Source organism: Synechocystis sp. LKSZ1, assembly GCF_040436315.1.
Lineage (GTDB): Bacteria > Cyanobacteriota > Cyanobacteriia > Cyanobacteriales > Microcystaceae > Synechocystis.
On the sequence record NZ_AP031572.1, the window covers coordinates 341,907 to 365,510 of the forward strand.

General features: G+C 49.2%; 25 protein-coding genes, 1 tRNA gene and 2 pseudogenes. 14 read left to right on the forward strand and 14 right to left on the reverse strand.

The window, feature by feature from the left end; genetic code table 11:
- The first annotated feature begins 55 nt into the window (after nt 1–55).
- The 12 genes from ABXS88_RS01625 (at nt 56) to ABXS88_RS01680 (ending at nt 10,338) form a co-directional block, all read left to right on the forward strand.
- Complete coding sequence (locus ABXS88_RS01625; protein ID WP_353673461.1) at nt 56–694, forward strand: MOSC domain-containing protein; 639 nt, start codon at nt 56–58, stop codon at nt 692–694.
- A gap of 37 nt (nt 695–731) precedes the next feature.
- A complete protein-coding gene (locus ABXS88_RS01630) occupies nt 732–1,604 on the forward strand; it encodes an alpha/beta hydrolase (protein ID WP_353673462.1) in 873 nt (290 codons plus the stop codon).
- Nucleotides 1,605–1,654: 50 nt separating this feature from the next.
- The gene (locus tag ABXS88_RS01635) at nt 1,655–2,653 is read left to right on the forward strand and encodes a zinc-dependent alcohol dehydrogenase family protein (protein WP_353673463.1); all 999 of its coding nucleotides are present in this window, start codon (nt 1,655–1,657) and stop codon (nt 2,651–2,653) included.
- A gap of 72 nt (nt 2,654–2,725) precedes the next feature.
- On the forward strand, nt 2,726–3,724 hold the full coding sequence (locus tag ABXS88_RS01640) for an alpha/beta hydrolase (RefSeq protein ID WP_353673464.1): 999 nt from the start codon (nt 2,726–2,728) through the stop codon (nt 3,722–3,724).
- 228 nt (nt 3,725–3,952) lie between these two features.
- Nucleotides 3,953–4,600, forward strand: coding sequence for a cysteine hydrolase (locus ABXS88_RS01645; RefSeq protein ID WP_353673465.1), 648 nt, complete (start codon nt 3,953–3,955; stop codon nt 4,598–4,600).
- Nucleotides 4,601–4,785: 185 nt separating this feature from the next.
- Nucleotides 4,786–5,376: a DNA starvation/stationary phase protection protein gene (locus ABXS88_RS01650; RefSeq protein ID WP_353673466.1), complete on the forward strand. Its 591-nt coding sequence runs from the start codon at nt 4,786–4,788 to the stop codon at nt 5,374–5,376.
- Nucleotides 5,377–5,776: 400 nt separating this feature from the next.
- Nucleotides 5,777–6,409: an alpha/beta hydrolase gene (locus tag ABXS88_RS01655; protein ID WP_353673467.1), complete on the forward strand. Its 633-nt coding sequence runs from the start codon at nt 5,777–5,779 to the stop codon at nt 6,407–6,409.
- 227 nt (nt 6,410–6,636) lie between these two features.
- A complete protein-coding gene (locus ABXS88_RS01660; RefSeq protein WP_353673468.1) occupies nt 6,637–7,386 on the forward strand; it encodes an SDR family oxidoreductase in 750 nt (249 codons plus the stop codon).
- Nucleotides 7,387–7,543: 157 nt separating this feature from the next.
- Nucleotides 7,544–7,939, forward strand: a complete 396-nt coding sequence (locus ABXS88_RS01665) for a DUF302 domain-containing protein (RefSeq protein ID WP_353673469.1) — start codon at nt 7,544–7,546, stop codon at nt 7,937–7,939.
- Nucleotides 7,940–7,974: 35 nt separating this feature from the next.
- Nucleotides 7,975–8,388 (forward strand): DUF6130 family protein, encoded by a 414-nt coding sequence (locus tag ABXS88_RS01670; protein ID WP_353673470.1) that lies wholly within the window; start codon nt 7,975–7,977, stop codon nt 8,386–8,388.
- An 89-nt stretch (nt 8,389–8,477) separates the two neighbouring features.
- Nucleotides 8,478–9,527 (forward strand): dicarboxylate transporter/tellurite-resistance protein TehA, encoded by a 1,050-nt coding sequence (gene tehA / locus ABXS88_RS01675; protein WP_353673471.1) that lies wholly within the window; start codon nt 8,478–8,480, stop codon nt 9,525–9,527.
- 97 nt (nt 9,528–9,624) lie between these two features.
- The gene (locus ABXS88_RS01680) at nt 9,625–10,338 is read left to right on the forward strand and encodes a pirin family protein (protein ID WP_353673472.1); all 714 of its coding nucleotides are present in this window, start codon (nt 9,625–9,627) and stop codon (nt 10,336–10,338) included.
- 330 nt (nt 10,339–10,668) lie between these two features.
- Here ABXS88_RS01680 and ABXS88_RS01685 read toward each other — a convergent pair.
- Nucleotides 10,669–11,390 (reverse strand): IS1 family transposase gene (locus tag ABXS88_RS01685; RefSeq protein ID WP_353674856.1). Its coding sequence is split into 2 segments (ribosomal slippage): nt 10,669–11,069 and nt 11,069–11,390, totalling 723 coding nucleotides; the frame shifts between segments, so codons are not numbered across the junction.
- 58 nt (nt 11,391–11,448) lie between these two features.
- On the opposite strand from ABXS88_RS01685, the gene ABXS88_RS01690 reads away from it, so the two are divergent.
- A complete protein-coding gene (locus tag ABXS88_RS01690; protein ID WP_353673473.1) occupies nt 11,449–12,501 on the forward strand; it encodes a class I fructose-bisphosphate aldolase in 1,053 nt (350 codons plus the stop codon).
- Nucleotides 12,502–12,776: 275 nt separating this feature from the next.
- Here the strand turns inward: ABXS88_RS01690 and ABXS88_RS01695 are convergent.
- From ABXS88_RS01695 to psbV, 11 genes and pseudogenes are all read right to left on the reverse strand, one after another.
- Nucleotides 12,777–13,361 (reverse strand): annotated as a pseudogene (locus ABXS88_RS01695) (IS630 family transposase); the annotation flags it as partial.
- A gap of 10 nt (nt 13,362–13,371) precedes the next feature.
- Complete coding sequence (locus tag ABXS88_RS01700; protein WP_353673310.1) at nt 13,372–13,722, reverse strand: transposase; 351 nt, start codon at nt 13,720–13,722, stop codon at nt 13,372–13,374.
- Nucleotides 13,723–13,911: 189 nt separating this feature from the next.
- Nucleotides 13,912–14,064, reverse strand: a complete 153-nt coding sequence (locus tag ABXS88_RS01705; RefSeq protein WP_353673474.1) for a hypothetical protein — start codon at nt 14,062–14,064, stop codon at nt 13,912–13,914.
- A 142-nt stretch (nt 14,065–14,206) separates the two neighbouring features.
- Nucleotides 14,207–15,053: pseudogene (locus ABXS88_RS01710) on the reverse strand (IS630 family transposase).
- 158 nt (nt 15,054–15,211) lie between these two features.
- Nucleotides 15,212–15,285 (reverse strand) — tRNA-Arg (locus tag ABXS88_RS01715).
- 45 nt (nt 15,286–15,330) lie between these two features.
- Complete coding sequence (locus tag ABXS88_RS01720; RefSeq protein WP_353673475.1) at nt 15,331–15,621, reverse strand: hypothetical protein; 291 nt, start codon at nt 15,619–15,621, stop codon at nt 15,331–15,333.
- A gap of 19 nt (nt 15,622–15,640) precedes the next feature.
- Nucleotides 15,641–15,994 (reverse strand): YdcH family protein, encoded by a 354-nt coding sequence (locus ABXS88_RS01725; protein ID WP_353673476.1) that lies wholly within the window; start codon nt 15,992–15,994, stop codon nt 15,641–15,643.
- A gap of 80 nt (nt 15,995–16,074) precedes the next feature.
- Nucleotides 16,075–16,824: a polyprenyl diphosphate synthase gene (uppS, locus tag ABXS88_RS01730; RefSeq protein WP_353673477.1), complete on the reverse strand. Its 750-nt coding sequence runs from the start codon at nt 16,822–16,824 to the stop codon at nt 16,075–16,077.
- Complete coding sequence (cdaA, locus tag ABXS88_RS01735; protein WP_353673478.1) at nt 16,821–17,732, reverse strand: diadenylate cyclase CdaA; 912 nt, start codon at nt 17,730–17,732, stop codon at nt 16,821–16,823. Before cdaA ends, uppS begins: the two co-directional genes overlap by 4 nt.
- A gap of 31 nt (nt 17,733–17,763) precedes the next feature.
- Nucleotides 17,764–19,176 carry a diaminopimelate decarboxylase gene (gene lysA / locus ABXS88_RS01740; protein WP_353674857.1) on the reverse strand — a complete coding sequence of 471 codons (1,413 nt, stop codon included), beginning with the start codon at nt 19,174–19,176 and terminating at the stop codon, nt 17,764–17,766.
- A 163-nt stretch (nt 19,177–19,339) separates the two neighbouring features.
- The gene (psbV, locus tag ABXS88_RS01745) at nt 19,340–19,822 is read right to left on the reverse strand and encodes a photosystem II cytochrome c-550 (RefSeq protein ID WP_353673479.1); all 483 of its coding nucleotides are present in this window, start codon (nt 19,820–19,822) and stop codon (nt 19,340–19,342) included.
- 268 nt (nt 19,823–20,090) lie between these two features.
- Between psbV and ABXS88_RS01750 the strand changes: the two genes are divergently transcribed.
- Nucleotides 20,091–21,722, forward strand: a complete 1,632-nt coding sequence (locus tag ABXS88_RS01750) for a Ppx/GppA phosphatase family protein (protein WP_353674858.1) — start codon at nt 20,091–20,093, stop codon at nt 21,720–21,722.
- Here the strand turns inward: ABXS88_RS01750 and ABXS88_RS01755 are convergent.
- Entirely contained in the window at nt 21,719–22,111 is a 393-nt protein-coding gene (locus tag ABXS88_RS01755; RefSeq protein ID WP_353673480.1) for a hypothetical protein, read from the reverse strand. The two genes, ABXS88_RS01750 and ABXS88_RS01755, sit on opposite strands and share 4 nt — an antisense overlap.
- A gap of 42 nt (nt 22,112–22,153) precedes the next feature.
- A complete protein-coding gene (locus ABXS88_RS01760; protein ID WP_353673481.1) occupies nt 22,154–23,533 on the reverse strand; it encodes an MlaD family protein in 1,380 nt (459 codons plus the stop codon).
- Nucleotides 23,534–23,604: the final 71 nt, after the last annotated feature.

Below are 23,604 nucleotides of genomic sequence, written 5' to 3' on the forward strand. Positions count from 1 at the left end.
CCTAGTCCAAAAATAGTTCTACACAGTTTCATCAACTTACCTTTGGCAGCTATAAATGAAACTCATCTCTGTCAATATCGGACTTCCTCGTGAAGTGCTCTGGAAAGGAAGACTAGTGAAAACTGGAATTTTCAAGGAGCCTATCAGCGGGCGGGTAATGGTGCGATCGCTCAATTTAGATGGTGATGGACAAGCCGATCTAACCGTTCATGGCGGATTGGAGAAAGCAGTATATGTCTATCCGTTTGAGCATTACGATTACTGGCGACGTGAATTACCTGACACAGAGTTGACTCTGGGCAACTTTGGTGAAAATTTCACTACCACTGGGATAAAAGAAGAGGAATTGAATATTGGCGATCGCTTTCAGGTCGGTACTCTCAAACTAATGGTGACGCAACCGCGACTGCCTTGCTACAAACTAGGGATTCGGTTTGGGCGAGCGGATATGGTGAAACGCTTTCTCGCCAGTCGTCGAACCGGATTTTACTTCTCCGTTTTGCAAGAGGGCGAAGTCGGAACTGGAGACACCCTAGAGTTGGTGAGCCGAGATGAGAACCATATTACGGTTGCCGACATCACTCAACTTTATACCCACGAGCAGAACAATCCAGAGTTAATTCACCGTGCTGCTCAATTAGAAGCATTACCCGCAAGTTGGCGCAACTACTTTCAACAACAGAGCCGTCGTTAGGCTTTGAAATCACAACAAGTTCATAAGGAGCAATCTCATGACCGCATTTCGTACTGTCTCGGTCGATGGTTTAGATATTTTTTACCGCGAAGCTGGTTCCCGCAGTAATCCCACGATTCTGCTATTGCATGGTTTTCCGACCTCTTCTCACATGTTCCGTAACCTGATTTCTGCACTTGCGGATCGCTTCCACCTAGTTGCACCTGACTATCCAGGATACGGTAACAGTTCGACACCAAGCGTGAATGAGTTTGACTACACGTTCGATCGCCTAGCTGAGATTGTGGAGAAATTCATCGCCGCGATCGATCTCAAGAAATACAGCCTTTACGTGATGGATTATGGTGCACCTATTGGCTACCGCATTGCCGCTAGATATCCAGAGCGTGTGCAATCTCTGATTGTTCAGAATGGCAATGCTTATGAGGAAGGTTTGCGGGAGTTTTGGGAGCCGATCAAAGCTTACTGGCAAGAGCGATCGCCTGAGAATGCGGAAAAGCTCAAATACCTTTTCACGCTAGAAGCAACGAAGTGGCAATATACCAATGGTGTTCGTAATCTGGAAGCAATCAGCCCTGATACCTGGACTATCGATCAACATTTTCTCGATCGCTCTGGAAACGAAGAGATTCAACTGGCGCTGTTTTATAGCTATGGCAGCAATCCACCACTCTATCCCCAATGGCAAGAGTATTTCCGCAAGTATCAACCACCAACCCTGATTGTGTGGGGTAAGAACGACTACATCTTCCCTGCTGATGGTGCTTATCCCTATCAGCGCGACTTGAAAGATGTCGATTTCCATTTACTCGATACAGGCCATTTTGCGCTGGAGGAAGAGGGAGAGGCGATCGCCGAGCATATTCGACAATTTATGACCACTCGTATTACAGAACGCATGAATGTGTAGAAGCAATAAGGCGAACTCTAGCTGAGTCAATCAATTACAGGGATTAGAAGATGGAGAAATTATTAAAGATGCAGGCGCTAATTGTAGATGATTTTCAAACTGCAACATTTCGTGCTGCTGAAATTCCGCGACCGGAACCTACTGCCAACCAGGTTCTCGTGCGAATCAAGGCGAGTGGTGTGAACCCGCTCGACAGCAAAATTCGCACAGGTAAAGCACCTCATGCTAAACCTGCTCTGCCTGCTGTACTGGGAACTGATCTAGCTGGAATCATTGAAGCAGTTGGACAGGATGTGACCACCTTCAAAGTCGGGGATGAGGTTTATGGACTGACGGGTGGAGTTGGTGGACTTCAAGGTTCACTGGCTGAATTTGCTGCCGTTGATCCTGATCTGTTGGCAAAAAAGCCGACTAACTTCAGTATGCGTGAAGCTGCTGCCTTACCTCTGGTATTTTTGACTGCCTGGGAAGGGTTGGTCGATCGGGCTAATGTGCGCGATGGTCAGAAGGTTCTTGTACTCGGTGGCTCCGGCGGTGTAGGGCATGTCGCTGTGCAAATTGCTAAAGCACGTGGGGCTAAAGTCTTTGCAACTGCCTCGACTGCCAAACACGACATGGTGCAACAACTCGGTGCTATGCCAATCGACTACCGCACCACCTCGATCGAGCAGATCGTGCAGACATTTACGGATGGTCGAGGCTTTGATGTGGTCTACGACACGGTTGGGGGTTCCACTTTAGATGATGCATTCAAGGCAGTCTGCAATTACGGTCACGTCGTCAGTAGCTACGGTTGGGGGCAGCATAGCTTGATGCCCCTCTCACGGAAATCTGCGACCTATTCGGGTGTGTTCGTCCTTCTGCCTCTATTGACGGGTGAGGGGCGGGTTCATCATGGTGAGATTTTGCGTCAGGCAACGCGCTTGGCAGAAGCGAATCAATTGCGTCCAGTGGTTGACCCCCGCCATTTCAGTTTAGATACTGCCTTGTCTGCCCATGAAGCTGTGGAGCAAGGCACGGCTGTCAGTAAAATCGTGGTCGATTTATAGCCAGTGCTGTCAAGTTAATCGATTGACAGTGTTATTCAACAGATTGTTTACCATTCATCAAAGGAGAATGTCATGGTTGCTCAAGTGAACTCGCCAGCAGCAGAGATTTTGGAAGTTGCCAATGATCCGCGTCTTTCCAGAGAAACGAAGGCATTTTTAAAGGTATTGAATTCAGGCGATGGTCCGCCGCTAGAGACCCTGCCGCCCCTTGAAGCGCGTCAGGTACTTGTGGATGCCCAGGCTTCGGTTAACGTCGATCTTTCAGGCATTGAAGAGTCTGAAAAGACCATTACCGCTGACGGGTATTCGATCGCGCTCAACATCGTGCGACCAGAAGGTGCTAAAGGCATATTGCCTGTGTTTATCTTTATCCATGGAGGCGGTTGGGTGCTGGGCGATTACCCAACCCACAAACGTATGGTGCGCGATCTCGTGGTGCTTTCAGGTTTTGCGGCTGTCTTTGTCAACTACACGCGCACCCCAGATGCTCAGTATCCTCAGGCTGTCAATGAGATTTATGCCGCTACCAAATGGGTTGCCGAACATGGTGAAGAGATTGGTGTCGATGGCAAAAATCTGGCTGTCGTCGGCAACAGCGTGGGCGGGAACATGACGGCTGTCACCACATTGATGGCAAAAGCGAAGGGAGGACCACAGATTAAGTTGCAAATCATGATGTGGCCAATCGTAGACGCTAATTTTGAAACAGAGTCTTATCATCAATTTGGCGAGAAACGGTTCCTAACCACACCTTTGATGAAGTGGATGTATGATCTGTATACGACTGATATGGGAAAACGCAAAGAGATCTATGCCTCTCCGCTACAGGCTACGATTGAGCAACTGAAAGGATTGCCTCCAGCGCTGATTCAGGTCGCAGAAAGCGATATCCTGCGCGATGAAGGCGAAGCCTATGGACGCAAGCTCGATGAAGCAGGTGTAAAGGTGACAACCGTGCGTTACAACGGCATGATTCATGATTTTGGGCTATTGAATGGGTTAGCCGAGGTTCCGGCAGTGCGTTCGTTGTTCGTTCATGCTGCCGCAGAATTGAAAAAATATCTGCAATAGGAAGTGATCGTTCTTTTGTCCGCCAGTTGCAATAAAAATCCTCGTTTTTGTTGGGTTTTGGCGATATCGGACTTGAGTCCGCTCTGACTTATCCAATCCTTGTTGGGTAAGTTGGAGATCGACTCCACAGTCGGTATTTAAAGATACGAGCAGGGAGATTGAGAAAGTTTAATGCATTGGCACTAGAACGATGAAAATCACAAACATCAACAGACACGGAGAAAAGCCATGAACATAAACAGAAGTGACACTGCAGTCGTCGTCATCGATCCACAAAACGATGTCTTGAGTGAAAAAGGTGTTTCCTGGGATTTAGTAGGTGACAGTGTCAAGAATAATAAGACTGTCGAGAATATTGAGCGCATCTTTAAAGCTGCAAAGCAGAAAGAATTTGAGGTTTTCATCTCTCCTCACTATTACTACCCTGCTGACTATACCTGGAAATTTGCTGGAACCCTTGAGCAGATGATGCTTGGGATTAAGGAGTTTGCACGCAGTGGGCCATTAAGCCTCGACGGTTTCTTGGGATCGGGTGCGGATTGGCTCGATCGCTACAAGCCCTTTATTGAAGATGGCAAGACGATCGTGGTCAGCCCCCACAAAGTCTATGGACCGCAGAGTAACGACCTCGTTTTGCAACTGCGTAAGCGCAACCTCAGCAAAGTTATTCTGCTCGGAATGCTGGCAAATCTCTGCGTTGAAGCTCACCTGCGCGATTTGATCGAGAAAGGATTTGAGGTATTCGTCGTCAAGGATGCAACGGCTGCCCCTCACCATCCAGAGTTAGGCGACGGCTACAAGTCGGCATTGATTAACTTTGGGTATATCGCCAACGCAGTTTTATCCACAGACGAGACTGTAGAAGCAATGAAGTAGCGTGATTCGCTTCAGTTCAAACATTCGCGATCTTTTTGCCCAAGACGTGTCGGCAGCAGAGTCAAAGATGATGGCAGCAAATGCCGCTGTGAGACAGTCCTAAAAAAATTAATCAACGGCATTAGATCGATTTTGACGCTCCATTCTAATACTTACAAACTTGAATTACCCTAGGAGATAGGATCTTGACTACTCAAAATACCAATACAACCAATAAAGTTGATGACAGCCAGCCCTTGCTGCATCAGCATGGACACGAAATTCAGCAGTATGGCACTCTACTCAATTTACCGATCGCCCTTAGCCCTAGTGCCCGTAGGGAAAGTGGTGCTTTAGTCAATCAAATTCTGGCAGATAGCATCATTCTCTATCACCTCTATAAAAAACATCACTGGTTAGTTCGCGGTCACACGTTTTACCAGCTACATCTGTTGCTCGACAAACATGCTAGTGAGCAGATTGAGTTGATTGATGCATTGGGTGAACGAGTACTAACACTTGGAGGTGTGGCGATCGCTGACCCGCGCCATGTGGCAGAAGTCACTAAAATTCAGCGTCCTCCCAATGGCGTGGAAGAAGTACCTGTGATGCTGTCGCGATTGCTAGAAGCCCACGAGTTGATTATTGGGGAATTGAGAGTAGCGATCGATAAAACCGCCGCTAATCAAGATAGCGGTACGAACGATTTGTTGGTAAGCCAAGCATTACGAATAAATGAGACGCAAGTTTGGTTTCTAGCAGAGCATTTGGTGGATACACCACTGGTACGCAGCTAGCTTCAATCATTCAGGATTTTTTATTAACAGGAGCGAATTCATGACACAATCTCTCTGGTTACTTGGCACTCGCGTGCGCATTGTTGCCGATCGCACGACAACTGGTGGTCGATACGATTTGGTTGAGGGCAATTTCTCTCCGGGCAAGCAAACCCCTCTTCAAAGCTAGTCGCGATCGACAAGCACTTCACTCTACAACTTCAAAGCACTAATTACGAGGCAGAACATAACAACGAGAAGCGCATGAGCTAATACATCACTATAGAGACACATGACGGACGTTGCTAAACCTACGTGGTACTCCCGGATGTTCTATCAGCACTAACTATCGTCATCTAGAAAACTTTTGGTGTCAATTTCGCAGCTTAATAATATAAACGAACATACAGGAGATCACAACATGAACATACTCTCCCGCAGGAGCGGTATCCATCTGCTTTTGATTGCCGCACTTTCCCTAGGATTCATCCTCGTTACGACCTTAGGAGCTATTATGAACACTGCCAACGCACAAGATAACAAGCCCACCATCATTCTCGTCCACGGCGCGTTCGCCGAGTCTTCTAGTTGGAACGGTGTCTTGACCAAGTTGATCGCAAAAGGTTACCCGGTGGTTGCAGCCGCCAATCCTCTGCGCGGAGTCAAGAGCGATGCAGACTATGTTTCCAGCATCCTTAACAGCATTGAGGGTCCGATCGTGCTGGTCGGGCATTCCTACGGAGGCGCAGTGATCACCAATGCTGTCAATGGCAACAAGAACGTGAAGGCGCTGGTCTACGTTGCTGGCTTCGCTCCTGAAGCGGGCGAGACTGCCGTCGAACTCTCTGGTCGTTACCCAGGCAGCACGCTTGGTCCCACACTTGCGCCTCCAGTCGCACTGCCCGACGGCGGTAAGGATCTCTACATCCAACAGTCTAAGTTCCACGCACAGTTTGCTGCGGATGTGTCAATCGCAGACGCAAAGCTGATGGCTGGCACCCAGCGACCAATCACGGATGTCGCATTTAACGAGGCATCTGGCGCGCCTGCATGAAAGTCTACTCCGTCCTGGTTCATCTATGGTAGCCGCGACTTGAATATTCCAGCAGCGTTACACGCTTTCATGGCAAAGCGCGCTAACTCGAAGGAAACGATCGCCGTGCCGGGTGCATCTCATGTGGTGATGATTTCCCATGCGGATGCCGTTGCCACGCTCATCGAACACGCCGCAACTACGAAATAGAGAAGCATCAACATCATAAATAAAGAGGTATTAACATCATGCTTAAACTAGATAGAAAAATCGCGCTCGTCACAGGTGGCACCAGCGGTATTGGGCTTGCTACTGCCAAGCAGTTTGTTGCTGAAGGGGCCTATGTCTTCATCACAGGTCGTCGCCAAGCTGAACTAGATGCTGCGGTGGAGGCGATCGGTAAAAACGTCACGGGTGTTCAGAGCGATGTCTCCAAGCTGGCAGACCTTGATCGCCTTTTTGCCATAATCAAGCAAGAGCAGGGACACCTCGACGTGGTCTTCGCTAATGCTGGCGGTGGAGAAATCGCTCCCCTCGGATCGATCACCGAAGAACACTTTGACAAAACGTTTAACACGAACGTTAAAGGGTTACTGTTCACTATACAGAAGGCACTGCCACTGTTGCCAGAAGGCGCTTCCATTATCCTGAACGCCTCAATCACTTCAATAAAAGGCACCCCAGCCTTCAGCGTTTACAGCGCCACCAAAGCCGCCGTGCGATCGTTTGCCCGTAATTGGACACTCGACCTCAAAGATCGCCAGATCCGAGTCAACGCTATCAGTCCTGGCGTAGTTCCGACTCCTGGTTACAATCTCTTGGGGTTGAGTGATGAGCAAGTGCAGACATTCGTAGATAGCCAAGCCAGCACCATCCCGCTGGGAAGAGTGGGTACGCCCGATGAAATTGCCAAAGCCGTGGTTTTTCTTGCGTCGGACGATAGCAGTTTTGTAAATGGCATCGAGCTATTTGTCGATGGCGGTATGGCACAAATTTGAGGCACCTCAGGAAAGCGATCGCAAATACCACTGGATACTGGGTCGCCGTCCCGACGATCGTCCTGGATTGTCCGACCTCAATCTTTGAGAAGCTGAAGCAAAAGCATTTATAGTTTCTCGCAATCACTTAAGTTTTTGTCCTGCAAGGAGTCCAGCTATGAATGAAAACAACGGTATTATCAGCCAGCCCAGCTCGTATTCAGTGGCAGAAACCATCGATCGCTTAATAGCTATCCTTCAGGCTAAAGGCATCACCATTTTTGCCCGTATCGATCAACAAGCTGAAGCCGAAAAAGTCGGGCTAAGGCTGCTGCCAACGCAGCTATTGTTATTTGGGAAACCAGAAGCTGGAACGCCGCTCATGGTGGCAGAACCAACGAGCGCCTTAGATTTACCGCTGAAAGTACTGGCATGGGAAGCGACTGATGGACAAGTGTGGCTGAGTTACAACGATCCCGATTACTTAAAACAGCGGTTCTCACTTTCTGATGAATTGGTGAAGAACATTGATGTCTTTGCACCGCTTATCCATCAAGCATTCTGCTTAAAGTAACCATTACATAAATTACTCTCAGGAATCTAACTGCTATGACTGAACGCACCTCATTCATTACCAGTATCTCCACCCAGAGTTCCACGGACATTCGTGTCCCATCACCGTTGGTCGAGATCGAACATGAAGCATCACCCAAGCTGATTGTCGATCCACCGCTTCCTGAATCGCTAGCCCAAGGTCGTGTCTTCATCCAGTACCGAACGCAGAACTTGCGCTTGTTGCCAGTATTCGGCAAAGGTGCCCTCGGAGTATCGCCGCGCATCGGTCATATCCACATTACCGTCGATGACGCGCCGTGGCACTTTATCGATGCCAGCGGCGAAACCATCGTCCTGGTTGGTCTGGAACCCGGTTCGCACAAGGTACTGATAGAACTAGCTGACCCCACGCATAAAGTAATCACCAGTGAAACAGTACATTTCACGCTGGCAGCTCCTAAGCAATAAGCAGGCGTTTGGTGACGACTCTACAAACGCTGGGTGAAGTTGCATCATTGATTGTCTTCATCTCTCGATAACTGCTAGGAAATTAGACTATGAGAAAATCACGTCTGAAATTTGCCATCTTAAAGGTATCTCGCATTGCTGTTCCTGCCTCCTTTTTTGGCATAATTCTGGGACTAGTAGGGCTGGGAAGCTGCTGGCGAGTGGCTGCCAAGATCTGGAACCTACCAGTTTTGATTGGCGAGATCATTATGCTAATTGCGGTTGCAGTTTGGCTTGTATTGCTGCTGCTTTATGTCAGCAAATGGCTGTGGGCACGCGAAGATGCGTTGGCTGAGTTCGAGCATCCTGTTTTTTGTTGCTTTATCGGATTAGTGCCTGTGTCTACGGTGCTGGTCGCATTGGCGATCACGCCCTATTCCCATACGATCGCCTTCGTGTTATTCGCCATCGGTGCGATCGGTCAATTGAGTTTTGGCGTGTATCGTTCTGGTCGCCTATGGAGGGGAGGACGCAACCCCGAAACCACAACTCCTGTGCTTTATCTACCCACAGTCGCGGGCGGCTTTGTCAGTGCGATCGTGGCAAGTGCTCTCGGCTATCGAGATTGGGGTGTTTTGTTTTTTGGAGCGGGAATGTTTTCGTGGTTGGCGTTGGAATCCATTATCATGCAGCGACTGTTTCTATTGGAAGCTTTACCTAAACCCTTGCGCCCAACTCTAGGCATTCAACTTGCGCCTCCTGTGGTTGGCTGTGTTGCTTACCTAGGCATCACTAATGGTTTGCCTGACACCTTTGCCCAGATTCTCTTCGGCTATGGATTGTTGCAGGCATTGATTCTTCTACGGTTGCTACCGTGGGTGTTCCAACAACCATTTGCCGCATCCTACTGGGCATTTACTTTCGGCATTGCCGCCCTAGCACTGTCGTCTTTGCGCTTTGTCGAACGTGGCACAACTGGGGTGATGGAAGGGTTAGCAGTGCTGCTATTCATTGGCGCAAATATTGCGATTGGCAGCACTGCCCTAGGAACATTAAGACTGTTACTGCTGGGAAAATTACTACCGCCATCGGCACTTGCAAAAGCTTCCCATAATATCGCACTTTCCCCAGACATCCCCAGATCAACGCGATCGCTCTAAGACTGCCTGACTACTAGTAGGGTTGATTGGTGCCACAGGAGTGTTACTAGGAGGCTATTGTTTTAATAAGTCTACATAATACAAAGAGGAACAGAAGATGGTAACCACTGCTGTACATATTATTCACGATCGCAATTTCCGAGGACATACCAAAATTGGCTGGCTGGACAGCTACCATACATTTTCATTTGGCAGCTTTCAAGATCCCGATCGCATGGGATTTCGATCTCTGCGGGTGATTAACGACGATCGGGTGATTCCAGGGGCTGGTTTTGCCACTCACGGACACCGCGACATGGAAATTCTCACCTACGTGTTGGAGGGAGAATTAGCGCATAAAGACAGCTTAGGAACTGGCTCTGTAATTCGTCCCGGTGATGTCCAAATCATGAGTGCGGGGATGGGTATTCAACATAGCGAATTTAATAACTTAGAATCGGAACCGGTGCATTTTCTCCAAATTTGGATGCTGCCCGATTGGCAAAACATCCCTCCTCGCTACAACCAGCGGGATTTCCCTCTAGCTGAAAAGCAGGGCAAGTTAAGGCTAGTTGGTTCCAAAGATGGACGAGATCGTTCGGTCGTAATCAATCAAGATATCGATCTCTACGTCTCGGTGCTATCAGTAGGTGATTCGATCAAGTTTGAGGTAAAGCCAAATCGGTTTGCTTGGATTCAGGTCGCACGAGGTATCGCAACGCTCAATGGGGAATCATTGAGTGAAGGTGATGGGGTGCAAATTAACAGACCAGAATCGTTGGAAATAACGACTGAAGCCAGTGCTGAAATCTTGTTGTTTGACCTGTCCTGAAACTTTGAGTTGTTACTCAGCAATTTGCTGGGTTTGGGGGATTCAGCTTTGTTCGTCCCACTGATCTAAGTCACCCTGAGTATACGATTATCCTAAATTCGATTGCTGTCAGCATCTGGAGAAATAATTATGTCTAAGAACAGTGCATTTACAAACCACCCGATCCACGAGTTGCTTGCAGAACGCTGGAGTCCCTATGCCTTCGAGGATCGTCCAGTTTCAGAAGAGGAAATCCCTCACCACTAGCACAGAGGTATTGAGACGGGAGGAAAGATTGCAGAAGATAGTAGCCACTCATGTTCCAAGGAGGTAGTAATGACTTTGAGAGTATCAACTAAGTAATGCTAGTTTCCAATCGCGCAACAAGTGAATAGTGCCATTGACTCTGAATTTGGCAAATAAAGCCATAGTAAGATCAACCATTTCCTCTGACCGAGAAACAACTTTGGTTCTACGATGAAAGCGGGCAAACCAATGACGATTGTCTGAATGATTCCTCTCTATCCCCACTGTCTCACTCTTAGTGATTACATGAAATGCATCAGGATGAAGCTCTAATAGTTCTCGGTAGGGAGTCCAATCATCTGTGCAGTAGACTGTCACTTGCCATGACAGTAGTCGTTTCAGCATTTTTTCTAAGGTTTGACTATCACGACCTCCCAACTCCCAGTCGATAAGTCTCCTACTATTACGGTCATAAGCTTTCCAGATCCATAATTTTCTCTTTTTTTGTCAATAAAATGCCAGAGTTCGTCTAATTCAATGACGACGGCGGTTCCGGGTAATGGCTTTTCGTAGTTGAGCTTGGCGAAGTCTCTAATCCAGCTTAAGACGGCTTGAGCGGAAACATTAAGATGATTGGCAATGGCATTCATCGACATCCCCCCTAAATAGAGCAAGACGGCATCGAGTTTCATCCAGAGAGGCTTACCTCGTTCGGTAGTGGGTTGGGTAAATTGATAATTACAGACTCTACACTTATAGCGTTGCTTACCATTGACAAAGCCACTTTTGATGACGTGCTGATGTTCACATTTTGGACATTGGTTCATCATTTTGTTCCTTGAGCTTTACTTTTGAACAAAATAGCATTATTTACTTGAAGCTCTCATGACTTTTACAGAAGAATTGAAAGCAACGGCTCAAGCAATGGTTGCAATGGGCAAAGGTATTCTCGCCGCCGATGAAAGTTTTGATACCGCAAATCAGAGATTTCAGAAGTTGGGCATCCCACAGACTGTGGAAATGCGTCGCGCTTACCGTGAAATGCTGTTCACCACAGCGGGGATCGAGAAGTTTATCAGTGGAGCGATTTTGTTTGATGAAACGATTCGCCAAGCCACTCAAGACGGAGTGCTATTTACAAAAGTTCTTCAGGATGCAGGCATTATTCCAGGCATCAAACTTGATGCAGGAGCAAAGCCCTTAGCCGGTTTCCGCCACGAGCGAATTACAGAGGGACTAGATAGATTGCGGGATCGTATTGATGAATACTACAGCCTCGGTGCTCGCTTTGCGAAATGGAGGGCCGTCATCGCAATCGGCAAAGATATTCCTTCTCAGTGCTGTATTGAAGCTAACGCCGATGCCTTGGCACGGTATGCCGCACTGTGTCAAGAAGGCGGTTTAGTACCCATTATTGAGCCAGAAGTTTTGATGGATGGAGATCATATAATCGCTGAAAGTTTTGAAGTGCATCAAAGAGTTCTACACGCTGTATTTAAGCGACTTTATCTGTATCGGATTCAACTCGATCAGATGATTTTGAAACCCAGCATGGTCATTGCTGGAATGGACTGCCCACAACAGTCTAGTGTTGAGCAAGTCGCACAGGCAACCGTGGAGTGCTTACGCAATCACGTTCCAGCTTCAGTCCCTGGTTGCACTTTTCTCTCTGGTGGGCAGAGCACCGAATTAGCAACCGCACACCTCAATGCCATGAACCGTTTATCCAAAAAACAACTTCCTTGGATGCTTACGTTTTCCTATGGTCGTGCTCTCCAACAGGAAGCGATGAAAACATGGATGGGTAAGGCAACCAATGTTGTAGCAGCGCAAAAAGCTTTTTCCCATCGTGCTCAATTGAATAGCGCAGCCGCTTTAGGAGAATATAACTCTACGATGGAGGTCATCACAACAGCTAGCTCTCCTATACCCTCCTAGAAGTCCCCAAGGTTTAAGAATGGGTAACCATAGTCGGAAACTTTGCTAATATCCAAGCAGGACAGACCTTAGCTCTTAAAGGTAGCTGGCGGTTGCACCCAAAATACGGCGACCAATTCCAAGTCAGCCAATACCGTGAAACCAAACCCGCCACCCTCACAGGCATCGAGAAATACTTAAGCAGTGGCTTAATCAAAGGCGTAGGACCAGTCACTGCTAAACGTATCGTGGCGCACTTCGGTTTGGAAACCCTAGACATACAGCGGATTCGCCATCTATGTGGCACAGTAGCAACAGTGGGTAAAGTAGTTTTTTCTGGTGTCAGCAGAATTCAGTAGAACCGCTATTTTCAGAAACTTTTCTACGGTCTCTCGCTCCTTGGGTCTAAAGCGTCGCACAAAAGCCTTCAATTCCCACCAGAGATGCTCGATGGGATTGAAGTCAGGCGAATAGCGCGGCAGATAAATAATCTTCGCCCCTACTTCCTCCAACATTTCTTTGACTCCTTCTACTTTGTGAACCTGGAGGTTGTCCATCACCACGGTCGCTCCCTTCCAGAGATTCGGTACTAGTTCCTCCTTGACATACTCTTGGAACAACTCTTTATTAAGAGATTGGGGTAAGAGCTTGAGCGATAAAACACCATTGAGGCTCATCGCACCAATATAATTGAGGCGCTGTCCTCTGTAGGTACAGTCAAAGTCATAGGCTCTCGTCCCGGCCAAGCTACGAGCCCTATCGCGCATTATCCCCAGTAAAATTCCCATTTCATCCAGGAATACCAAGTTTTCCGGTTCTTCTTGCCCAATGACTGACCAGTAATCTCGTCTTTCTTGCTGTACTTCCTCTAGGCTCGCTCTACGGTTTCTTTTAGTTTTTTTTACGAGTTAATTTCAGGCGCTTCAAAAAGGTACACATGGTACTTTCGCTCATATCGATACCCGTTCGCTCTAGCCAAAGCTCACAATACTCGCTCAGAGTGTAATCGGGATGTTTGCCTACCATGGCAATCGCTTGGGCTTCGGTGCCCATGAGGCGACTGGGCTTACCTCCACTAGGTGGCTTGGGCATCAGTTGCCCAGTGGTGCGTTTTAAGACGATAAGGTCATGGACGGTGGTTTTGCTGACATGAAACTGCTCAGCGACCTTTCTGATGGAAGTATTACCTTTTTCGTAGGCAAGGATAATTCTCTCTCGAAGCTCCATGGATAGAGGAGGCATGGTACTCTATGGCTCTTAATGCAGTGATAGGCTCGTCCTGCATTGTACCGTTCCGTCGGAGAATCTGCTGTAATCCAACCAATCAAATGAATTTTGAAGAAGCAATCCCGATATTTCTCTTGCTTTAGCTTCTGCCAACCTTAGCCCCTCTGGATTAGCCTTCAGTCCCAAATAGATTTTTTGTTGGTACTACTTTTGAGTAGCCTGTTCCATATCTGACAAGTTTTGTCCTGTAGGTTTAGGTGGAAGTGTGGCTTGAAGATAGAGCTGCTCTCCTTTTAAACGTACAGAAATTTTAAGCAATTTTAGTCTTGTATTAGCTTTAGACAGTAATAAATCCATCGATATTTTATTCCAGAAAAGGCGTAAACTAAGCCCGTTCGGGGCTTAAAAACGGGGCTTAAAACTGTCTTAATTATCCTACTTTTGTCTTGATTGTCACTACTTTTATATAGTTATAGCTAATTAGAATAAGGGTGGGTCGCTAGCTGACACAATACTCACGGATTATCTCGTCAATACTTCTTTCTCCATTTGCATTGATTCTCGCTCTCTTCAATGCCCCAAAGTCATGTTCAATGTCATTTAAGTCAGGAGAGTATTTCGGTAGAAACAATACCTTGTGCCCTGCTTCTTCTACTAGTTGTCTTATTTTATTCTTTCGGTGAATCGGTGCATTATCCATTATTAAGACTGATGGCATTTTTAAGGCTGGCAGCAAATGATATTTTAGCCATCCCTCAAACCTCTCTGCATTTAGACTTCCTCTGAATAACATTGGTGCTATCAAATCTTTTACCCCTTTTCTTCTTCCTGCTACTAGATTCTCTTTTTTTCCTCTTCTCCCTTGCTTTTCTCCATAGATTCTTTTCCCTCTTTTTGACCATCCATATATCGATGATACAAACTCCTCAAACCCTGCTTCATCTATAAACACCAGGCTTGCCATACCATAAATCTTCACCAATCTCCTTCGCTCTCTATAGTATTCTGCTCTTTCTCCGTGATTTCTTTCTTGATAACGAAGTTGTTTTTTTTTGAGTAATTTTCATCTTCTTAAATCTGTAGCATAGAGAAGCTGAGGTGACACCAAATTTCTGGGCTCTTTCCTTCAGTGGAGTGTCGGGGTTTTTCTTTACGTCTTCTTCCAGTTCTTTAATATCTACTTTTCTCTTACGATGCTCTACTTTGGTCGGAGCCAAGTCCTCTCTATCAAGCCATCGATAAATACTGGATTTACCGACCTGGAATATTCTTGAAGCTTTTGTTATACTACCACCAGCTTCGATAAAGTTTATGACCTTCTGTCGCAAATCAAGGCTGTAAGCCATAAGTTGTTCATTTTTGGATAAGTTTATTAGTTATGCTAGCATAATGTCATAATCACCTGCACCACTCTTAATTAAATTAACTATATTATCAAAAATAAAATAATCAGATAGCTCTCTGAAACTAAGTCACAGGGCTGAAAGCATTGATATTAAAGGAACGGGACTGGCCGGAGTCGAACCGGCGGCCTAGCGCTTAGGAGGCGCTCGCTCTATCCATCTGAGCTACAACCCCAAAACGTTCCCTATCATAGCATTTCTGTTTAGACTGGCCCTTGGATTAGAGGGGAATCAGGGTTTTCAGAAATTTACGGATTTGTAGGAGAAACACAATCTGGCGAATTTTGGGATTGAGTTGGGGAGGATAGGGGCTCTGGGCTAGGGCCTGCTGGAGTTCAGTGTATTCCGTCGCATTCAGGGGCCGACCATCGAGGGGAGAACGGCCCTCAGTAATAATTTCGGTACGCAGGACTTCTTCCGGTAGATCCGTCGGGGGGGGCAGGGCCAGGCCGGGTTTAGCCCCGAGTAAACAGAGCAGGATCCCTAGAAAATAGTGATAAGGTCGGGCCATTGGTAGACTGGTCGTAAACTTAAAACTTAACTTTACTGTAGAGCCAGTTGGCCAATAGGGCTGGGCATTTATTTTGAAACCAGCGCAGGAGCAGTTTGGTGGCCAGGGGTTTGGGCAGACCCGCTAGACTTTTCAAGAGACGATTGAGGGGCGGAAAAGGAATTTTTTTATTGATCATATTAATGGCCCCGACATCGTAGAGAGAACCCAGAATCAGGGTGACCGTTGCTTCTTCTCGCACAAATAAATCTTGGAGCAATAGCTGAATATCGTGGAGCCGTTCTTTTTTTAAACGTTCTTCGGCCAACTGCTGAGGAGCAACCGGAGAACGAGAGAGGACAGTAATTGCTTTGTTGGGGGAAGAAGCGGCCATAAAAGGGGACAAGGATAGTCAATATTCAAGGCTTGCTCAGATTGTAGAGGCCGGAGCTACCTTTTTCTCTGGTAGACAGTTTAAATTTTGCCAAAGCGCCGTTCCCGCTGTTGATAGGCCAGCAGGGCCTGATGAAAGGCTGTCCGGTCAAAATCGGGCCATAGCGTCGGGGTGACATAGATTTCTGCATAGGCCAGTTGCCACAGCAAAAAATTACTAATCCGCATTTCCCCACTGGTTCTAATTAGCAAATCAGGATGAACCAGGCCTTGGGTATAAAGGTGTTGTTCAAGAAGACTCTCGTCAATCTGCTCGGGTTGCAGTTGACCCTGTTGTACACGACGAGCAATAGCCTGGCAGGCCTGGACAATTTCCTGGCGGCCCCCATAGTTCGTCGCAATGGTGAATTGAATGCCGGTATTGTGGCAAGTATCGGCCATCGAACGACTAATTTCTGTCTGGAGAGATGGGGGCAGGGAGCTTAAATTACCCACAAAGCGAATCTGCACATTCTCCGCCATCATTTCCTGGAGTTCCCGCCGTAGAACTCGCTCAAACAGGGTCATTAGGAACTCTACTTCTTCCAAGGGCCGTCCCCAGTTTTCTGTGGAAAAAGCGTAGGCGGTGAGGGCCGGAATCCCCCAATCATCACAACAACGTAACAGGCCCTTTAGGGCATCTACCCCTCTCTGATGACCCATGATCCGGGGCAGTCCCCGCTGTTTGGCCCAACGACCATTACCATCCATAATCACTGCAACGTGCTGAGGAAGACGGTTTTGGTCTAAATCGGTGGGGAGTTTGGGCAGTACAACGGGTTTGGGAGTCATTTCTTCTCGTCTGGAGAGGTTGAGGAGGGAATGAAAAACAGGCGCTTAAGCAACCATTGGCTTCGGGAGCCTAGGGTACGACGGAGCCGTCCAAGACTGGGCGCAACGGTTTCCCTTTCCACCAGGGGGGTATATTGCAGTTCTAATAACTCCTTTAGTTTACTGCTAGTTAGGGGACGGTTGAGGTTTCCCCGTTCCGCCAGGGTAATGGAACCGGTTTCCTCGGAAACCACAATGCAAAGACAATTTTCGCTCCGCTCAGTAATCCCCATGGCCGCCCGGTGTCTTGTCCCCAACTGGCGGGAGGCACTCCGTTCCGAGAGAGGTAAAATGACCCCCGCCGCCACCACACGAGTACCGCGAATAAACACGGCTCCATCGTGGAGGAGGGTTTTGGGTTGAAAAATAGTCTGCAATAATTCCTTGGACAATTCACTATTGAGGCTGACCCCCCGATTGACAAAAATACGACTGTCCAACGTCCCCTGGGTTTCCATCACCATCAGAGCCCCAATCCGATTTTGGGATAACTCCTTTACCGCATCGATAATTTCGTCAATGACATTGTCAATCTTGGGGGCCGAACGGGGCCGCTGAAAAATTTGCATCAGTCGGCCCCGGCCCAGTAATTCCAGAAAGCGACGAAATTCCACCTGGAAAATCACCGCTAGGGCCACCGCTGACCCCAGCACTAATTTCTCGAGCACAAACTGAAGCAGTTCTAAGTGCAGGCGCTCACTCACCACCTGAGCCACCATCAGGATCAACAGGCCCCGCAACATCCAGATGGTTTGGTATTCCCCAATAATTAACGTCATTCCATAGAACACCCCAATCACCAAGCCAAGATCAAGGGCGCTATGGAGAAAATTCAGGAGGGATTGCGGGTCAGGGGGAAAGCCCGACATGGGAAAGTGCAGGAACAGGGTGGGCAAGCAATTAGCTAATTAAACGGGCCGGGAGGCAGTCTTGACGAATTAAATCGGCATAGGTTTCACGCCGTAGTATCAAATTGGCCTCTCCATCGTGGACGAGGACGGCGGCGGGACGAGGCAGACGATTGTAGTTAGAAGACATACTGTAGTTGTAGGCCCCCGTAGCCAGAACCACTAAAATATCTCCCGCTTGAGCCGTGGGGAGATTCAGGTCGGAAATCAAAATATCTCCCGATTCACAATGTTTACCAGCCAAGGTTACGGTCTCGGTGCAGGGCTCCGCCAAGCGATTAGCCAACAGGGCCCGGTAGCGGGATTGGTAGGTAATGGGACGGGGATTATCGGACATGCCTCCATCCACCGCAATGTAAGTCCGAATTTCCGGGACAATTTTACGACTGCCCACGGTGTAGGCCGTGATCCCCGCTGTCCCGACGAGGGAACGGCCGGGTTCCACAATCAGTTTGGGCAGGGCCAATTGCCGCGCTTCACAGGCCTTGACCACGGCTTGGGCGGCCGCATGGCACCATTCCTCAATACTGGGGGGATCGTCCTGCTCGGTGTAGCAAATGCCTAAGCCACCACCAATGTTTAATTCGCTCAAAGGCAGGCCCTGGTTGAGGCCCTTGGCAAACCATTCCACCAGAATGGCTCCGAGGTCTTGGTGGGGTTGTCGCTCAAAAATTTGGGAGCCAATGTGGGCATGGAGGCCAATGCAGTGGAGCTGGGGATGCTGACTAACCGTGGTGAATACTGCTTCGATCTGATTGGGGTCAAAGCCAAATTTACTGTCCAGGTGCCCAGTTCTAATATACTCATGGGTGTGGCATTCAATGCCGGGGGTGAGGCGGAGCATGATTCGGATGGGTTCGGTCAGGCCCTGGCTCCCCAGTTGGGCAAGGGTTTCCAATTCTAGCCAGTTATCCACAATAATCGTACAGCCCGCGGCAATAGCTTCTTCTAATTCCTGAACCGACTTATTGTTGCCGTGGAAGTAGATCTTGGCAGCGGCCTCGGCTGGTGTCAACCCCATCTGTTGCAGGGCCTGGAGGGTAGTATACAGTTCCCCACCGGAAACCACATCAAAACCAAGACCCTCGCTGGCCACCACCGCACAGAGGGACAGACAACTCAGGGCCTTAGAGGCATAAATGACTTGACTATCCCCTGGATAGCTTCGTTTCAACGTTTCGCGGTACTGCTGACAAGCCTGGCGCAGGGTGGCTTCATCCATAATGTAGAGGGGAGAGCCAAAGCGTTCTACTAATTTCGACACCTCACAACCACCCACCTCAAGGCGGCCCTGGGCATTAGCTTGAGCGGTTAAAGGAACAATATTTTGATTAGGAGAACTGGAACGGGGGCCAGACAAAAAAGCTTGTCCAGACAGAGAGGGAGCAAAATCCGTCGAGGGCATGGCAGGCGCAGTCAAGCGTTAAAGGGAAGACAATCATCGATACTCCACTTTAGCAGGCTTAATGCCGGGGAAAATAGGGGATTTCGAGAAATAAATATAAAATTCCCCCTGCATTTTTTCGGTAACAGGGGGAGCCGGAAAGGATAATTCCTAATGGGGAGGTTTAGAAGTAGATTGTCCCGCCCCAGCGGTCATCGAGCTTGGGGGCAATCAAGGTATAACCCGCCACATCGTAAAGGTCATCTTCCGTCAAGTTGCGCATTTCCGGATAGATATCGGGGCGGGTCACGTTGGGGTGGAGTTCCGTGTAATCATCTTCCCCATCGTAGCTGGTGGGATGTTTAAGATAGTCTACGATGGCCGCCAGGTTATCGCGGGGGGGTTCGGCTTTGGACAGGTCAGACAGGCCCAAGCTAACGTTATTGTTGGTTTTAGTTTTGCCCTGGAGGTGACACTGGGTACAGGTATCCACAAAAATTTTCTGGCCTCTGGCAAACTCCTGGGAGTTAAGAGTGGCAGTTTTGCCTGCGCCATCGAAGGGAACGGTCAGGGTGCTCTCGGTTAACTCAACCGCGTTGGCCCCTCCCACCGATAACTGAAAGAATAAACAAGTTGCAACAAGGACACTTAATAAAAGTCGTTTCACTATGGTTCTCCTAGGATACTGGAATAAATGGCCGGTAAGGTTTATCGATAATGATCCCCGATGGTGGAGCGTCTCCACTGGCCCCAGAGGTTAGCGCTTGCTGGTGGGCCCTACGGTACAAACCCAATTATCAGAGGTTTTGATAGACTCTGTCAAAGGTCTTTCTTTTGGGCAGGTTCCTTTCCTGAGAAACTCCCACGCTAGGGGCAATTTTCCCATAGGATAGAGTTCTAACGATGAGATACCCCTTACTTTTTCTGCGCTGATGTTGGCCCCTACGATGGCGATGCCTGCAAAAATCCTCGACCCCTGCCTGTTGGCGGCCATTGATATTGGCACCAATTCCGTCCATATGGTGATCGTTCGCATCGACCCGGTGCTCTCCACCTTTACGATCGTGGCTCGGGAAAAGGATACCGTCCGTCTAGGAGAACGTGTCCCCCAAACCAATCAACTCTCCCCCGCGGCCATGGAGCGGGCCATTGCGGCCCTCAAGCGCTGTAAAGATCTGGCCCTGAGTACGGCAGTCGATCATATTTTCGCCGTGGCTACCAGTGCTACCCGCGAGGCCAGCAACGGAGAAGCCTTTTTAGCCCGTATCCAAGCGGAACTCGACTTGACCGTCCACCTCATTTCTGGCCAAGAAGAGGCCCGACGCATTTACCTGGGGGTCTTGTCGGGGATGGATTTTCAGCAGACCCCCCACATTATCATCGATATTGGCGGCGGTTCTACAGAACTAATTTTGGCCGACAGTCACGAGCCACGTTTCCTCAGCAGTACCAAAATTGGGGCCGTGCGGTTAACCCGCGACTTTATCTATTCTGACCCCATTGATCCTACGGAATTTGCGACTCTCCGGGCCTACGTCCGAGGCATGTTGGAGCGGCCGGTGGATGAACTTAAAACCCATCTCCGTCCTGGAGAAACCGTCAAACTGGTGGGCACCTCCGGCACCATTGAAACCCTGGCCACCATCATTGCGCTTCAGAAACAACGAGAGGTTCCTAATCCTCTCCAGGGCTATCAAATTACGCGCAAGGAAATCCGGGACTGGGTGAAACGCCTGGCCCATCTGCCCTACGCCGACCGCTTTACCATTCCAGGCATCTCCGACCGGCGGGCGGAAATTATCCTGGCGGGTTCGGTGATCCTGTTAGAGGCCATGACCCTGCTGAACTTGGAGACCCTGACCATCTGTGAACGGGCCCTGCGGGAAGGGGTGATCGTGGATTGGATGTTGACCCATGGCCTAATTGAAGACCGCCTGCGCTTTCAGTGCGAGATCCGTCAGCGGAGTGTGCTCAAGATTGCCCACAAGTACCGAGTGGATTTGGCCTACGGTCAACGGGTGGCGGCCTTTGCCCTCAGTTTCTTTGACCAGTTGCAAGGCATTCTCCATCACTGGGGTGACGCGGAACGCCAGTGGCTCTGGGCGGCGGCCATTCTTCATAATTGCGGCATTTATATCAGCCATTCCTCCCATCACAAACATTCCTACTATCTCATCCGCCATGCAGAGCTGTTGGGCTATACGGAAATTGAACTAGAACTGATTGCCAATATTGCCCGTTACCACCGCCGTAGTAAGCCCAAGAAACGCCACGAGGCCTACATGATGCTCTCGGAAATTCACCGTTTGGCCGTGCGTCAATTGAGTGCCATCTTGCGCCTGGCCGTGGCCCTGGATCGTCGTCAGGTGGGGGCCATTCAAAGCTTTGAGTGTAAGTACGATGGTGAATACCAGGCCCTGCATCTCCATTTAGTACCCACCCAGGCCGATGATGATTGTGGGCTAGAACTCTGGAATTTGGACTACAAAAAAGTTGTCTTTGAGGAGGAATTTGGGGTCAAGGTGATTGCTACCCTGGCCATTCCCGTGGGGAGTAGTGTTTCCTAGGAGTCGGGGGAAGGTGGGAGGACGGGAATTGGGATCGCCGTCTCAGGCGCTGGCGTCGGGGATTCTGGGGCCGGAAGTGCTTCTATCGGGCTAGGGGAAGGGAGCGGCTCGACTACAGGGGTTGGCGTTGATTCTGGGGACGACAGGGGCGATGGGATCTCACTAGGAGTGGTTGCCTCGGAACTGGGAGGCGACGGTTCCGGCTTGAGTTCCCCGAGCTCTGGCTTTCTACTCGGTTCGAGACTCGGCCCAGGAAAAATGGGTTGGGATGGCACACTGGTACAGGCTTCAGCTAGGCCCAGACGACAGCGTAACTCTTCCCGAGCTAAGGACACAAAAATACCTGTTATCGATAATAGGAGTGCAACAACGGTGAGGGTGTTTTTCATTGCAAAGCGGGGACACAAAACCTGGGGCAGGACAGGAAAGCCTCAGGGCCGACGAGGAACAGGCGTCGCCTGTTTAGAAGCCTGGCTAGCCATGGTAGCAGGTTCCTGGGCCACTGGGGAGAGCAGGGCCAAGCCCAACCGGTCGGGGTCAGTTATTTGGTGATAGCTGAGTAGACGTTGGTGTAGGTCGATGTGGTACTGCAACTGCTGGGAGTTGGTTTCGAGCAGTTTAGCCGCGTAAACCTGACGCTCGAGGTGTTCTGTGGAAGAGACCAGATTACCCAGGCCATCCACCAGTTTCTTCAGATTAGACCGGAAGACAGGATCCCCCGTAAGTTGCTCAATATCGCTGGTAATTTTCTGGGTATTGCTAAAGGTAAGCCGGGCTGAGTCAAGGGTCTGTTGGATAGAAAACAAAAGCGTTGGGTCGTTAAGACTGGTAGAAATTTTGCGAAGATTATCGGTGGTAGCGGCGGTATTGGCCAAGATCGTATCGAGATTTTTAGCCAAGCGTTGACTATCGACGGCACTCAGGCCCTGGTTGACCTCCTTGAGGGTGACTTCCATTTCCTTGCCCAGGGCCTGCAATTGAGTACTGGTAGACTGGATGCTGGTCAGGGTTTTGCCCACTTCGAGGCGATTTTCCCGGACGAGTTGGTTGAGATTTCCCATCAGTTGAGAGGCCTCCTGGATAGCTTTGCCCAAGCTGGCCTGGTTTTCACTGACGACTTGATTCAGGTTTTGGGTTAACAGGGCCGCATTATCTGCTACGCCGGTAATGGCGGTTGTGGTTCGACCAACCCCTCTAATTTGTTCTCGGGCCGACTTAGAGAGTAGGCCAATTTCATCACTCATTTTGGCCACGCTAGCGGCGGCCTTGGAGGCATTGCGAATAGTGGTGTTAATACTGGCGATAAACACCGGGTCACTATAGGCCTGGCTCAATCGAGTCAAACTATTGACCAATTGAGAGCCTGTTTCTCCCGTCAATTCCTGATCATGGCAAAGAATATCGGCATTGCCTTCGCAGTCCTTGGCCAGGGGGTCTAGGGCTAGGGCCTGTTCTGATAGTTTGTGCTGGGGGGAGATATCCACCGAAGCCTCGCCGATCAGGCCATAGCGGCCAATTTGGATCAGGGAATCCTTGGGAATTTTCAGTTGATTAGAGCTAATCTCCAGCAGGGCCGTGATGCCGTTACTGCTAGGACTCAAGCCCGCGACTTTGCCCACACTAATGCCCCGAAAGCGAACCGGAGCCCCAACCTGTAAACCGCTGGCATCATCAAAATTGACCCGGAGGCGATAGCCGGGGCTGCCAAAGCCGCCCCCCCGTAACCAGACGGCAAAGCCCCCCAGTAGCACAAGGCCCAGGAGAGCAAATAGGCCAACAGAACCTTCTTGGATAGCACGGGGTCGGAGCATAGGGCGTTCTCGATGGGTCTTACTGTTTGAAGAAAATCAGGCCGGAGTTGTTTCGTCGGTGCTTAATCTTC

Bases quoted from the DNA above. Each gene is read 5' to 3' on its own strand.
- ABXS88_RS01625 (WP_353673461.1), top strand. From the start codon at position 56: ATGAAACTCATCTCTGTCAATATCGGACTTCCTCGTGAAGTGCTCTGG.
- ABXS88_RS01630 (WP_353673462.1), top strand. From the start codon at position 732: ATGACCGCATTTCGTACTGTCTCGGTCGATGGTTTAGATATTTTTTAC.
- ABXS88_RS01635 (WP_353673463.1), top strand. From the start codon at position 1,655: ATGGAGAAATTATTAAAGATGCAGGCGCTAATTGTAGATGATTTTCAA.
- ABXS88_RS01640 (WP_353673464.1), top strand. From the start codon at position 2,726: ATGGTTGCTCAAGTGAACTCGCCAGCAGCAGAGATTTTGGAAGTTGCC.
- ABXS88_RS01645 (WP_353673465.1), top strand. From the start codon at position 3,953: ATGAACATAAACAGAAGTGACACTGCAGTCGTCGTCATCGATCCACAA.
- ABXS88_RS01655 (WP_353673467.1), top strand. From the start codon at position 5,777: ATGAACATACTCTCCCGCAGGAGCGGTATCCATCTGCTTTTGATTGCC.
- ABXS88_RS01660 (WP_353673468.1), top strand. From the start codon at position 6,637: ATGCTTAAACTAGATAGAAAAATCGCGCTCGTCACAGGTGGCACCAGC.
- ABXS88_RS01665 (WP_353673469.1), top strand. From the start codon at position 7,544: ATGAATGAAAACAACGGTATTATCAGCCAGCCCAGCTCGTATTCAGTG.
- ABXS88_RS01670 (WP_353673470.1), top strand. From the start codon at position 7,975: ATGACTGAACGCACCTCATTCATTACCAGTATCTCCACCCAGAGTTCC.
- tehA (WP_353673471.1), top strand. From the start codon at position 8,478: ATGAGAAAATCACGTCTGAAATTTGCCATCTTAAAGGTATCTCGCATT.
- ABXS88_RS01680 (WP_353673472.1), top strand. From the start codon at position 9,625: ATGGTAACCACTGCTGTACATATTATTCACGATCGCAATTTCCGAGGA.
- ABXS88_RS01690 (WP_353673473.1), top strand. From the start codon at position 11,449: ATGACTTTTACAGAAGAATTGAAAGCAACGGCTCAAGCAATGGTTGCA.
- ABXS88_RS01700 (WP_353673310.1), bottom strand. From the start codon at position 13,722: ATGCCTCCTCTATCCATGGAGCTTCGAGAGAGAATTATCCTTGCCTAC.
- ABXS88_RS01705 (WP_353673474.1), bottom strand. From the start codon at position 14,064: ATGGATTTATTACTGTCTAAAGCTAATACAAGACTAAAATTGCTTAAA.
- ABXS88_RS01720 (WP_353673475.1), bottom strand. From the start codon at position 15,621: ATGGCCCGACCTTATCACTATTTTCTAGGGATCCTGCTCTGTTTACTC.
- ABXS88_RS01725 (WP_353673476.1), bottom strand. From the start codon at position 15,994: ATGGCCGCTTCTTCCCCCAACAAAGCAATTACTGTCCTCTCTCGTTCT.
- uppS (WP_353673477.1), bottom strand. From the start codon at position 16,824: ATGACTCCCAAACCCGTTGTACTGCCCAAACTCCCCACCGATTTAGAC.
- cdaA (WP_353673478.1), bottom strand. From the start codon at position 17,732: ATGTCGGGCTTTCCCCCTGACCCGCAATCCCTCCTGAATTTTCTCCAT.
- lysA (WP_353674857.1), bottom strand. From the start codon at position 19,176: ATGCCCTCGACGGATTTTGCTCCCTCTCTGTCTGGACAAGCTTTTTTG.
- ABXS88_RS01755 (WP_353673480.1), bottom strand. From the start codon at position 22,111: ATGAAAAACACCCTCACCGTTGTTGCACTCCTATTATCGATAACAGGT.
- ABXS88_RS01760 (WP_353673481.1), bottom strand. From the start codon at position 23,533: ATGCTCCGACCCCGTGCTATCCAAGAAGGTTCTGTTGGCCTATTTGCT.